Origin of the sequence: Kitasatospora sp. NPDC017646, from assembly GCF_044329365.1 — a bacterium.
In the GTDB taxonomy this organism is placed as follows: Bacteria; Actinomycetota; Actinomycetes; order Streptomycetales; family Streptomycetaceae; genus Kitasatospora.
In genome coordinates, this window is sequence record NZ_JBIRJC010000004.1 from 127,321 (window position 1) to 139,169 (window position 11,849).

The following is an 11,849-nucleotide window of genomic DNA, read 5'->3' on the forward strand; positions in this document are numbered from 1 at the left end:
TGGCCGTCGGAGCCGGTCAGGCGCGTCGGAGGGCCGGGGTGGCGAGGCCCGCCAGGCCGACCGTGCCGGTGGCGAGGGCGCAGAGGAGGGTGGGCAGGCCGGCGCCCGTCGCGTCCGCCACCAGGCCGAGCAGTCCGGTGGACAGCACCAGCGCGAGGCTCTGCACGAGCGTCAGCAGCGCCTGGATCCGCGACAGGTGGGACGCCGGAGCACCGGCGAGCACCAGCGGGCCGAGGTGGCAGGCGAACAGCCCCGAGCCGACGCCCGTCACCGTGCTGCCGGCCACCGCTCCCGCCGGACCGGCGGACAGCGCCAGCAGCGCGATGCCCGTCGAGGCCGTACACAGCCCCGTCGCCGCGCCGACGCCCGCCCGGGGCAGCCCGCCGCGCCAGGCGACCAGCGCCGCCACCGCGAGCACCCCGGCCGCCTGGCCGCCGGTCACCAGCCCGGCTGTCCCCGCCGCCCAGCCGTGCGCCCGGGCCAACAGCGGCCCGAGCAGCGACACCACGGGCAGCAGCGCCCCGGCGGCGGCGCCGGTGAGCAGCAGCGCGGCCCGCAGCAGCGGATCGCCGAGGGCGAGCCGGACCCCGGCCGCCGCCTCCCCCAGCAGACCGACCCGGGCACCGGGCCGCTCCTCCGCCGGCCGCACCCGCAGCAGCACCAGCAGGACCACCCCGAAGCTCACCGCGTCCGCCACCGCCGCGCCCGCGAGCCCGCCCGCCGCGACCAGCAGGCCGCCGAGCGGCGCCCCGAGCAGCACCGCACTCTGCCCGCCCGCCTGCCGCAGCGCGAGCGCCCGGGGCAGCCGGTCGGCGGGCACCAGCCGGCGCGGCATCGAGCCGCTCGCCGGGAGGTGGAACGCGTCGACCGTCCCGGTCACGGCCGCCACCGCGACCAGCAGCCACAGCGGCGCGCCCCGGCCCCTGGCCACCGCGAGCGCCAGGGCGACGGTCGCGGCCAGCATCACCGCGTCCCCGGCGAGCATCACCCGGCGGGCGCCGAACCGGTCCGCGACCGCGCCGCCCAGCAGGACGAGCGCGGTGCGCGGCACGGTGACGGCCGTGAGCACCAGCCCGGCCGCGCCGCCCCCGTACCCGGAGGCGGCCCAGCCGAGGGCGAACCCCAACGCGGCGTCACCGAGCAGCCCTGCCTGGACCCCGGTCAGCCAGAGCAGGTACGGGCGGGGCAGGTACGGCCGGGGCGGCGCGGTGGTGGTCATGCTGGGCGACGCTAGGGCCCTCGACCAGGTCGAGGGCAAAACGGCGCCGGCTACCGGGGGACCACCGGCTCCTGGAGCTCGACGACCCAGCCGGACACGTCCTCCGGGGTCTCCAGGTAGCGCTCGCGGGCGTAGCCGGCCGAGCGGTAGCCGTGCTCCTCGATGAAGCGGGCGAGCGCCTGGAAGCTGCCCATCGCCGCGTCCATCGAGCCGCGGTGGACGATGGTCGCCGCCTCCGCGACCGGCGGCAGGTCGACCACCTCGAAGTCGTCCCGGCCGCCCGGCACCGAGTGCGCGACCTGGACGGCGACCCGGACGAGCACCGAGCCGTCGCCCCCCGGCGCGTCCTCGTAGCGGGCGACGGACGGTCCGACCTCCTCGATCCCGGCCTCGGCGACCCGGCGGCACAGCTCCGTGAACAGCGGGCCGATCACCGGCGTGATGTCCTCGGGCTGGTAACTCGCCGCCACACCGGTCAGTTGGGCCACCCGGACGGACGGCACGGGCTTCACCACGACATCGTGCTCGAACATGTTCCCCTCGCTCTCGATCGTCCGGAGCCTCGCCTCCACCCGGGCCAGCCGCTGTTCGTCCGCGGCGATCGCCGCGGCGAGTTGGGCCCGTCGCAAGCGCAGCATCCCGCGCAGTTCGGCGGCGTCCGGCTGTTCGTCCAGGACGGCCCGCACCTGCTGCAGCGTGAAGCCGAGCTCCTTGAGCGCGATCACCCGGTTCAGCCGGGCGAGTTGGCCCGCCTCGTAGGAGCGGTACCCGGTGGCCGGGTCGACCCGGGCGGGCCTGAGCAGCCCGATCGCGTCGTAGTGGCGCAGCATCCGCACCGACACCCGGCCGTGGCTGGCGAAGTCTCCGATGGTCAACATGGTGCTTCCACTCCACTGCCTCCCACGGTGTCAGGGTCAACCCCGGCCGCCGGAACTCCTCGGAAAACACCGAGGGCGGGTGCCGACTCGATGTCGGCACCCGCCCTGAGCAGGTGGTTCTCCTACCAGCGGAGAGCGTGGGATTCGAACCCACGGTGACGGGTCACGCCACGACAGTTTTCAAGACTGTTCCCTTAGGCCGCTCGGGCAGCTCTCCAGGCGGAGGTCAGCCTAACGGGTCCGGCGGGGTTCGGTGCACACGATTCCGCGCGCCCGGGGGTCACTGGTCGCCGTCCCGCTGGCCGAGCGTGACCTTGGTGGTCATGGTCTGGCCGTTGCGGGTGTACTCGACGTCCACGGTCTCGCCGGGCTTGTGCGTCCAGATCCGGCTGACCAGGGCGGGGCCGTTCTCGATCGGCACGCCGCCGAGCTTGGTGATCACGTCGCCCGGCTTGAGGCCGGCCTTGTCGGCCGCGCCGCCGGGGGTGACGGCCGGCTGGCCCTGGACGTCGCGGGTCTGGATCTGCGCGCCGTCGCCCTTGTAGTCGTCGTTGCGCAGCACGTCGAGCTTGGCGTAGACCGGCTTGCCGGTCTTGATCAGGGTGTCCGCGACCCACTTGGCCTGGTTGATCGGGATGGCGAAGCCCAGGCCGATGCTGCCGGCCCGGCCGTTGGCGGAGGCGTTGGACTGGATCGCCGAGTTGATGCCGATCACCGCGCCGCTGGAGTCGAGCAGCGGGCCGCCGGAGTTGCCGGGGTTGATCGAGGCGTCGGTCTGCAGGGCGTTCATGTACGAGGCCTGCGAGCCGGTCTCGTCGCCGGAGGCGACCGGGCGGTCCTTGGCGCTGACGATGCCACTGGTGACGGTGGACTCCAGGCCGTACGGCGCGCCGATCGCGATCGTGGCGTCGCCGACGTTGACCTTGTCGGAGTCGGCCAGGGCCAGCGGCGCCAGCTTGGCCTTCGGCGGGTTGTCGATCTTGACCACGGCGACGTCGTAGCCCTCGGCGTGGCCCAGCACCGAGGCGCTGTAGGACGTGCCGTCGGCGAACTTGACGGTCAGTTTGCCGCCGTTGAGCGTCGGCGCGACCACGTGGTTGTTGGTGAGGATGTGGCCCTCGGTGTCGAAGACGAAGCCGGTGCCGGTGCCCGACTCCTGGGAGCCCTGCGCCTTGATGGTGACGACGCTGGGCAGCGCCTTCTGCGCGATGCTGGCGATGGAGCCGGGCGCGGGCTCGTTCTTCTGGGTGTTGCTGGCCTGGACGGTGGTGCTGCGGTGGTCGTCGACCGAGCTGCTGCTGTTGGCGTGGTCGGTGGCGACCACGCCGATCGCGCCGCCCGCGACACCGGCGACCAGTGCGACGGCCGCGAGCAGGGCCACCAGGCCGCCGCGCTTCTTGCGCGGGCCGCCGGAGCCGGTCGGGCCGCCGGGGTAGTCGGCCGGGTAGCCGAGCGGGCCGTTCGGGCCGCCGGGGTAGCCCGCGCCGCCGGCGGCGGCGTCGTGGCCGCCCCAGCCGCCGAGCGGCTGGCCGGCACCGAAGGGGTGGTGGCCGTGCGCGGCGGGCCCGCCGGCGGCCGGAGCACCGTACGGCTCCTGGGCGTTGGCGACGGGCACGCCGTGGGTCGGGGTCGCGTACGGGTTGGCACCCGGCGGCACGGCGGGCGCGGCCGGAGCGGCGGCCTGCGCGGCCACGGCCGGGGCGGGCGCGGCCGGGGCGGGCGACGCGGACGGCAGGACCGGGGGCGGGGCGTCGATGTAGCCGGTGACCGGGTCGACGGCCGGCTCCTGGACGTCGGGCGCGGCCGGGGCCTCCGGCGCGGGGACCTTGGTGAAGGCGACGGTGGGCTTGTGCCCGCCCCCGGCCGGAGCGGCCTCGGCGACCGGCGCGGCGTCGGCCGCGGTCGGTACGGCCACCGGCTCGGCCGTCGGCTCTGGGACCCGGCTGAAGGCCATGGTCGGCTTGTGCCCGCTGTCCGCCGCCGGAGCACCGTCGACCGGAGCCGCGTCCGCCGCCGACGGCTCGGCCGCCGGGTCGGCACCCGGCTCGGCCACGGGCTCGGGCACCCGGTTGAAGGCCATGGTCGGCTTGTGCCCGCCCTGAGCGGTGCCGTCGGAAGCGGCGCCCGCCGCCTCATCGGCCCCCGCGGGCTGCTCCCCCTGCGGCCCGGTGGGCCCAACCTCGCGCTCGGTGCTCACGGACGACCTCCATAGCTGACAGATCCAAGGACCATAGTTTTTCGCACCGACGATTCGATTGCCGTAAGGACCCCTCTGAAGAACTCATAAGAATCCTTAGCCGTCACCGACGGCCGGGGGCTCCCCACCCCCGCCCGGCGTCCCGCGATGCGGACCGCGCACCCGTGGCCTTTGGCGTTCGTACCCGTGCCGGTTAGCCTGTCGCTCCAAACTGACACGCGGGAGCTTGGACCCACCAGGCTGAGAGTGCGCATGTCGACGGTACGCCAGGCGAACGGCAGGCTGACCGTCGAGGGGGCGCTGACCGCCGGAACCTGTCCGGGTAATGCCGGCGTAGGGAGTATCGGCCATGCCGCCTGCTTCGCCATCCTCTTCTTCGGGCGCCTCCGCGTCCAAGGAATTCCCCGACCTCCCCGCCGGCTCGGCCACGGCCACGGCGCTGCTCGACCAGCGGGTCGAGGCGCCGCTGGTCCTGGACACCGAACCGCCGCGCACCCTGCGCTTCCGGGACCACTTCGCGCTCTGGATGAACCTCGGCGTCAGCCTGATCGGCTTCTCGACCGCGGCCACCGTGCTCGGTGAGAAGGGCAGCGAACTGTCGCTGGCCGCCGCGGTGACCGCGATCGTGACCGGTACGGCGGTCGGCACCGCGATGCTCGGCGTGGCCGCGCTGATCGGCGCCCGGACCGGCGCCCCTGCGATGGCCAACCTGCGCGGGCTGTTCGGCACCCGGCTGTCCTACCTGCCGACCGTGCTGAACATCGTCCAGTGCATCGGCTGGGGCGTGTTCGAGCTGCTGACCATCGCGGCCGGCGCGCAGACCGTCGCCCACACCACCGGCTACCGCTGGCTGTTCGTGCTGCTCGCGGGCGCGCTGACCACCGCGCTGACGATCTGGCCGCTGGGCTCGATCACGGTGCTGCGCCGCTTCGTGGCCGGGGCGGTCGCGGTCGCGATGGTGTACTTCACCGTCCAGCTGGGCCGGCAGGGCGTGCCCGACCCGGGCGCGGGCAACTGGCACGGCTTCCTGGGAGCCACCGACGCGATGATCGCGGTGTCGATCTCCTTCGTCCCGATGGCCGCCGACTACACCCGGCACTCGCGCACCCCCCGCTCCTCCTTCTGGGGCAGCTTCTCCGGCTACACCGTCGCCCAGGTCTGGTGTTACGTCCTCGGCCTGATGGCGCTGCTGCAGTCCGACGGCGACCCGGGCCGGATCTTCGACTCCTTCCTCGGCGTCTGGGCCGGCTGGCTGTTCCTGCTGGTGCTGGTGCTGCGCGAGACCGACCAGTCCTTCGCCAACGTGTACTCGACCGCGATGTCGCTGCAGAACCTGCTGCCGCGGGTCGACCGCCGGGTGCTGAGCGGCGGGATCGGCGTGCTGACCACCGTGCTGGCACTGCGGATCGACCGGTTCACCGACACGTACAGCAACTTCCTCGGCCTGATCGGCTCGGTGTTCGTGCCGCTGCTGGCGGTGCTGGCGGTGGACTACTTCTTCGGCGCCGGCCGGCACGGCTGGGACCTCTCCGAGCGGGCGCCGTCCCGATGGCTGATGCTGCTGCCGTGGGTGCTGGGCTTCGCCGTCTACCAGTTCATCGCGCCGACTGCGGTGGCCGGCTGGTGGGTGGACTTCTGGACCTCCGCCCAGGAGTCGCTGCACTTCACCCCGCAGGAGTGGACCTCCGCCTCGCTGTTCGCCTTCCTGGTGCCGGCGCTGGCGACCTGGGCGCTCACCCCGCTGACCCGGCGCGCCACCGCGAGCTGACCGGCCGGAGGCGGAGCCGGCCCCACGGGTTGGGACCGTCTTCGCCTCCACGACACCTGCGCCCCCTATCGTTGGGGCCGTGACCAGCCCAGACCTGCCCCCGGCGGTGGCGCGCACCGCGCCCTCCGTCCAGGTGATCGCCCACCGCGGTTCCTCCCACGCGCTGCCCGAGCACACCCTCGCGGCCTACCGGCGCGCGCTCGACGAGGGCGCGGACGCCGTCGAGTGCGACGTCCGGGTGACGGCCGACGGTCACCTGGTCTGCGTCCACGACCGCCGGATCGGCCGGGTCTCCAACGGCCGGGGCACCGTCTCCGCGATGACCCTCGCCGAGCTGGAGGCGTACGACTTCGGAGCGTGGAAGACCGGCAGGCCCAGCACCGACCCCGAACTGCGGGGCGTGCTGCGGCTGGAGCGGCTGCTGGAGCTGGTGGTGGACTGCGGCCGCCCGGTGGACCTGGCGATCGAGACCAAGCACCCGGTGCGCTTCCGCGGCCGGGTCGAGGCCGAACTGCTGCGGATGCTGGAACGGTTCAAGATCGGCGCGGCCCGGGAGGGCGACCGCCCGTCCGCCCGGATCATGAGCTTCTCCTCGATCGCGCTGGACCGGGTGGCCGCCGCCGCGCCCGACTTCCGGCGGGTGTTCCTGATCGAACGGATGCTGCCGCTGCTCGGTCAGCTGCGGCCGGGCCGTCCGCTGCCGGGCGGGGCGCGGATCGCCGGTCCGGGCATCGAGCTGATCAGGGCCAGGCCGCAGCTGGTGCCCCGGCTGCGCGAGCTGGGCCACGAGGTGCACGTGTGGACGGTGGACGAGCCGGCCGACGTCGAACTCTGCCTGGAGCTCGGGGTGTCCGCGATCATCACCAACCGGCCCGCCGAGGTGCTGGCGCAGCTCGGGCGCTGATCCGGGGCGGGAACCGCCGCCGTACCGGTGGGACCCGGTCACTCTGGTCGGCAGGCAAACCTTCCGCGCACGGTATTGCCGGAATTCCCGCCTGCGGGCGACGGAGGGTGAGCGTGGAATGGACTCTCGTCGACCCTGGGTCGTGCTGCTCGAAATGGACTCGCGGGATCCCCCGATGGTCGTTTCCGACGCATTACCAAGGGGCATCCATCCCTCGGCATACGCTGAAGGAGGTCCGGGGGTGGCGTTGATGGTGGCGCGCGAAGTGCCTACTTCATCGACCATGGCAGTGCCGCACGGCCCAGCGAGTGTCGGGGTCGCACGGCGCCGACTGCGTCGAGATCTGGGTGACAGGCAGATACCGGAACCGGTTATTGACGATGCCGTACTGATCCTCTCCGAACTGTTGAGCAACGCCTGTCGGTACGCCCGTCCGCTCGGCCCGCTGCCCGCCCTGGGCCGCGGGACCCGGGCCGAGGTGGTCGACCAGGTGCTGGTCGGCGTCCCGTCCGGGACGCACCCGGCGCCGGGCGGGCGGGAGCGCGAGGACGGCCCGGCCGAGCCGGACGGCGGGGTGCTGGTCCGCTGGCAGATGCACGCCGACGGCGTGCTCACCCTGGAGGTCACCGACGGCGGCGCGGCCACCCGGCCGGTGCCCGGAAGCCCTTCGGTGAGCTCGCGCGGCGGCCGCGGCCTGGGCATCGTCGACCAGCTGGCCAGCGACTGGGGCGTGCGCGACGCGCCCGGCGAGGTGACGGTCTGGGCGGCGCTGCCCGCCCGTGCCCGGCACGCCCGGCGCACCGGCGGCGACGCGCGCAGCGCGTAGCGGGTAGCCGCGGGCCGCGCACGACGCCCGCCCCGGCGCGTCCCGCGCGCCGGGGGAACCTCAGTAGGCTTCCCGGTGAACAGGACCACCGTCCCCGGGAGAGCCGCAGCATGGGCAAGAAGGCCGCCAAGAAGGCGCCGCAGCGCCAGTCCACCACCGCCGTCACGGGTGAGATCCCCGTGGTCGGGGCCCGCGAGGACTGCCCCTGCGGCTCGGGCCGCCGCTACAAGGCCTGCCACGGCCGGGAGGCGTCGCACGCGGTGCAGGAGCTGGTGCACCGCCCGTTCGAGGGCCTGCCGGGCGAGGCCGACTGGGTGGCGCTGCGCGAGCTGGTGCCCGCCGCCACGGTGCCGCTGACGCTGGCCGCCGGAGTGGCCGGGACCGCCGGCGGTGACGTCCCGTCGGTGACCCTGGCGACCGTGCTGCCGCTGGCCTGGCCGGCCCTGCGCCGCCCGGACGGCTCGATCCTGCTGGGCCTGCAGACCCAGTCCTCCTCCGGCGACCTCAGCCGTGACCTCGCGGACGCCCTGGAGCTGGCCCTGGCCACCGAGCCGGGCAGCCCCGTCCCGGCCCGCCGGACCGTTCCCGGCGGCCGCCGTCTCCAGGACCTGCTGGACACCACCGCCGCCTTCACGCCGACCGTGCACACCGGCTTCGAGTTCTGGCTGGAGGACGCCGAGACCGCCACCGGCGAGGTCGCCGCCTCGCTGGAGCGCGCCAACGCCTCGGCCATCCCGACCGAGAAGCTCGCCGGCGTCGACGCCGCCTACTGGTGCGGCACCCCGGACAAGAACCACCTGCGCTGGGTGATGACCGTGCCCGAGGAGCAGCTGCTGGACGCGCTGGCCCGGCTGAACGCCGCCGGCGAGGCCTCGCTCGGCCCGGACACCCGCCTGGTCGGCTCCTTCCGCGCGCACGGCCTGACCGTCCCGGTGTGGGACCTCCCGCTCGCCATGACCGCCGCCGACTGCGAGAAGCCGGCCGCCGAGTTCGCCGAGCGGCTCGCCGCCGTCCTCGCCGACGCCACCCCGCTGACCGCCGAGGAGCGGCGCGCCCGCGCGAACCTGGTGAACCGTCAGGTCACCCTGAACTAAAGCGCGCAGGATCCGGGTGATACGCGTCACATTGTCGCCGCGAAGCCGCAATTTCCGGGCCTGGAGGGCGTCTTGGAAATTGGCGCGGGCGCGGATCCTTGTTACTGTCTAAAGAGTCCGGCCGCTGGTGCATCCCCCGTCGCCAGCGGCCGGATCTTTTGTTTTTCCGGAACGTCCCGCACCGCCGGGCGCCGAGTCCGGTACGACCCGGCGGTCCGTCAGTACGCCGAGCGGCCGCTGTCCAGCCGGACCGTCGCCTCCACCAACTCGCCCAGCAGCGGCCCGACCTGCGGCAACCGGACCCCGCCGCCCACGGCCGGTCGCGGCGCCAGCACCCAGCGCACCCTTCCGGCCCCGCCGCCGGGCGGCAGTGGCAGGAAGCCCCCCGGCCCGTGGTAGCGCAACGAGCCGGGAACCCAAGGGAGTTGGGCGAGCATCTCACCCAAGGCGTCGAGCGAGTACGGGGCCACCAGCAGCGCGTAGCGGCCCGGCATCGCGAGCACCGGCCCGAGCGGCAGCCGCAGCGCCCCCAGGTAGACCAGCGCCCGGGCACCGGCCGCCGCGGGCAGGCTGACCGCCGACACCGCGGAGCCGGTCGCGGCCAGCACCGGCGCGTCCGGGCTCTGCCGCTCCCACCACCAGCGCACCATCCGGGCGTCCGTGGTGGCGGCCAGCAGCGAGGGGTCGTGCGGGTGGGCGCCGGGCACCGGACAGTCCGGGTCGCCGCAGGAGCAGCGGCCGCCGCACAGCACGGTGCCCGGCACCACGGGCCAGCGGTGGTCGACGGCGGCCGTCAGGGCCGCGGCCAGCCGGGCGGACGACTCCTGCGACCGACTCTCCGGGCTCTTCGGGTTCTCACGCATGGCGCTCGTTCCTTTCCCTGACCGCTCGGTTCGCTCCGCCCCACCGACATCCGTCGGGACCCGCCACGCGGGCCCGCGGCGACACGGCCCCGGGCTGCGCGAAGCGGGGCGGGCGGCATGGCGGACGGCGCGGCTAGGACGTGGAGCACGGTGTGGAGCACGACATGAGAAGGGCCGCGCACTGGAACAGCCCCTGGAACGAGAATCCCGTATGCGACCGGATGGACGCCGCCCGGGCGCGCTTGGTTCCACCGTACGAGTGAGAGACTTCCGGCCAGGCCGGGAGCGCGGGCGGCTCGGACATACGATCCCGACGGCCGCCCGGTCCGTCCCCTCGGTTCTGCCCGCTCGCGGCTCGCTCCATGCCTGCGGCCACGACCGGCGCGCGCACCGACCGCGCACGCCCTCCGACCGGGTCGAGCAGCCGCGGAAGCGGCCACCGCGTCGCCCTGGATCTGGACATGCCCCGAATGGCCTGTGTAGAAGTGGTGGCATTGCTGTCGATCAATGACGAGTAGTAGCGAATCGAGGCGAAACACGCCCTTTGGCCGTGCTCGCTCCACATTGGCCGTACCTGGGGGTTCCGCATGGCACGTAGCACCGCGTCAGGAGTGGCGGCATGACCAACTCCCACCCGTCGACGTCCCACCCGTCGCCGACGACCGCCGAACCGGGCGATCCCGGCTGCCCAGGCGGGCTCACCGTCCTCGACCCGCCCGACCTGTCCGGCCCCGCCGACGCATCGGACGGCCCCGCGGACGGCCCCGCGGCACCGTCCACCACCGTGCAGGACCGTTTGGCCGGACGCCTGTCCGATATCACCAGCCTCCACGAGCACACCGGGCGCCTCGTCCGCGCCCGCGGCCTCCCCGCCACCCTGGACGCCGTCCTCGCCTCCGGCGCCGCCCTGCTCGGCGCCGACCGCGGCGTCCTGGTCACCCTGACGCCGGGCGGCGGCCCCGGCCAGCCCGTCGGCCTCGGCCTCGACCGGGCCAGCCTCGGCGCCCTGGAGACCGTCCCCACCGAACAGAGCCTGCTCGCCCGGCTGCTGCGCGAGCACGACCGGCCCGAGCAGCTGCACTCCCCCGACCTCGCCGAGGACCCGGCCATCGGCGACCGGCTGCGCGAACTCGCCGTCCACCTCGGCCTCGGCGGAGCCGTCGGCCTGCCGCTCGCCACCGTCGAGGACGGCCCGCTCGCCGCCGCCGTCTGGTTCTACGACCGGCCCGCCGAACCGACCCCGTGCCAGCGCGAACTGGCCCGCCACTACTGCGAGATCGCCGCCCCGCTGCTCGCCAAGCAGCTGGAGGCCGAGCGCATCCGGCGCACCACCGAGGCGCTGCGCCGCGGCCTGTTGCCCGACCACCTCCCCCGGGCCGCCGGGCTGCGACTGGCCGCCCGGATCGCCCCGGCCGGCCTGGACCGCTCCAGCGGCAGCGACTGGTACGACGCCATCCCGCTGCCGGACGGCACCGTCGGCCTCACCGTCGGCTCGGTCTCCGGCGACGGCCCCGGGGCGGGCCCCGGCTCCGCCCCCGGCGCGGCCGCCGCGATGGGCCGGATCCGGGCCGCGCTGCGGGCGTACGCGGTGCTGGAGGGCGAGGACCCGGTCTCCGTCCTCGGCGACCTGGAGCTGCTGCTCAAGACCACCGAGCCGACCCGCACCGCCACCGCCGTCTACGCCTGGGTCGAGCCCGAGGAGCGCCGGATCACCCTGGCCGGGGCCGGGCACTGCCCGCCGGTCCTGGTCGGCCGGCACGGCGCCGCGTTCGTGGAGACCTCGCTCTCCGCGCCGCTCGGCATGCTGGCCTGCTGGGAGGCCCCCGGGGTCGAGTTCACCGCCGAGCGCGGCGACACCCTGCTGCTCTACACCGAGGGCCTGGCCCGCCGCTGCGGACCGACCCTGCACTCCGGACAGGCCAACCTGCGCCGGGCCGCCGCCGACGCCCCGCGCGACGTACGGATCGACCCGGACCGGCTCTGCGCCCACCTGCTGGCCGTCTGCCCCGACCCGGACGCCGCGCCCGCCACCGAAGACCTGATGCTGCTGGCCGCGCGCTTCGAGTAGGCGCACGAACCCCGGACCGGTGAGCGGCCGGG

General features: G+C 74.7%; 9 protein-coding genes, 1 tRNA gene and 1 riboswitch. Of the genes, 5 read left to right on the top strand and 5 right to left on the bottom strand.

What is annotated here, in order from left to right:
• Window positions 1–16: 16 nt before the first annotated feature.
• The 4 genes from ACH4J0_RS08815 to ACH4J0_RS08830 all read right to left on the bottom strand — a co-directional run bounded on the left by ACH4J0_RS08815 (window position 17) and on the right by ACH4J0_RS08830 (window position 4,294).
• On the bottom strand, window positions 17–1,219 hold the full coding sequence (locus ACH4J0_RS08815; protein WP_396237713.1) for an MFS transporter: 1,203 nt from the start codon (window positions 1,217–1,219) through the stop codon (window positions 17–19).
• A gap of 50 nt (window positions 1,220–1,269) precedes the next feature.
• The gene (locus tag ACH4J0_RS08820) at window positions 1,270–2,097 is read right to left on the bottom strand and encodes a MerR family transcriptional regulator (RefSeq protein ID WP_396237715.1); all 828 of its coding nucleotides are present in this window, start codon (window positions 2,095–2,097) and stop codon (window positions 1,270–1,272) included.
• Window positions 2,098–2,226: 129 nt separating this feature from the next.
• Window positions 2,227–2,314: transfer RNA gene (locus tag ACH4J0_RS08825), tRNA-Ser, on the bottom strand.
• A gap of 63 nt (window positions 2,315–2,377) precedes the next feature.
• Window positions 2,378–4,294 (bottom strand): S1C family serine protease, encoded by a 1,917-nt coding sequence (locus ACH4J0_RS08830; RefSeq protein ID WP_396237717.1) that lies wholly within the window; start codon window positions 4,292–4,294, stop codon window positions 2,378–2,380.
• A 208-nt stretch (window positions 4,295–4,502) separates the two neighbouring features.
• Window positions 4,503–4,651: riboswitch (TPP riboswitch) on the top strand.
• Between ACH4J0_RS08830 and ACH4J0_RS08835 the strand changes: the two genes are divergently transcribed.
• From ACH4J0_RS08835 to ACH4J0_RS08850, 4 genes are all read left to right on the top strand, one after another.
• Window positions 4,644–6,062: a purine-cytosine permease family protein gene (locus tag ACH4J0_RS08835; RefSeq protein WP_396237719.1), complete on the top strand. Its 1,419-nt coding sequence runs from the start codon at window positions 4,644–4,646 to the stop codon at window positions 6,060–6,062. (Overlaps the previous riboswitch by 8 nt.)
• Before the next feature lie 79 nt (window positions 6,063–6,141).
• Complete coding sequence (locus tag ACH4J0_RS08840; RefSeq protein WP_396237721.1) at window positions 6,142–6,966, top strand: glycerophosphodiester phosphodiesterase; 825 nt, start codon at window positions 6,142–6,144, stop codon at window positions 6,964–6,966.
• A 283-nt stretch (window positions 6,967–7,249) separates the two neighbouring features.
• Window positions 7,250–7,792: an ATP-binding protein gene (locus ACH4J0_RS08845; protein ID WP_396237723.1), complete on the top strand. Its 543-nt coding sequence runs from the start codon at window positions 7,250–7,252 to the stop codon at window positions 7,790–7,792.
• A gap of 110 nt (window positions 7,793–7,902) precedes the next feature.
• Complete coding sequence (locus ACH4J0_RS08850; RefSeq protein WP_396237725.1) at window positions 7,903–8,886, top strand: DUF5926 family protein; 984 nt, start codon at window positions 7,903–7,905, stop codon at window positions 8,884–8,886.
• A gap of 218 nt (window positions 8,887–9,104) precedes the next feature.
• On the opposite strand, the gene ACH4J0_RS08855 is transcribed toward ACH4J0_RS08850, so the two are convergent.
• Window positions 9,105–9,749 (bottom strand): bifunctional DNA primase/polymerase, encoded by a 645-nt coding sequence (locus ACH4J0_RS08855; RefSeq protein WP_396237727.1) that lies wholly within the window; start codon window positions 9,747–9,749, stop codon window positions 9,105–9,107.
• A 619-nt stretch (window positions 9,750–10,368) separates the two neighbouring features.
• Here ACH4J0_RS08855 and ACH4J0_RS08860 point away from each other — a divergent pair.
• Window positions 10,369–11,817, top strand: a complete 1,449-nt coding sequence (locus tag ACH4J0_RS08860; protein ID WP_396237729.1) for a PP2C family protein-serine/threonine phosphatase — start codon at window positions 10,369–10,371, stop codon at window positions 11,815–11,817.
• Window positions 11,818–11,849: the final 32 nt, after the last annotated feature.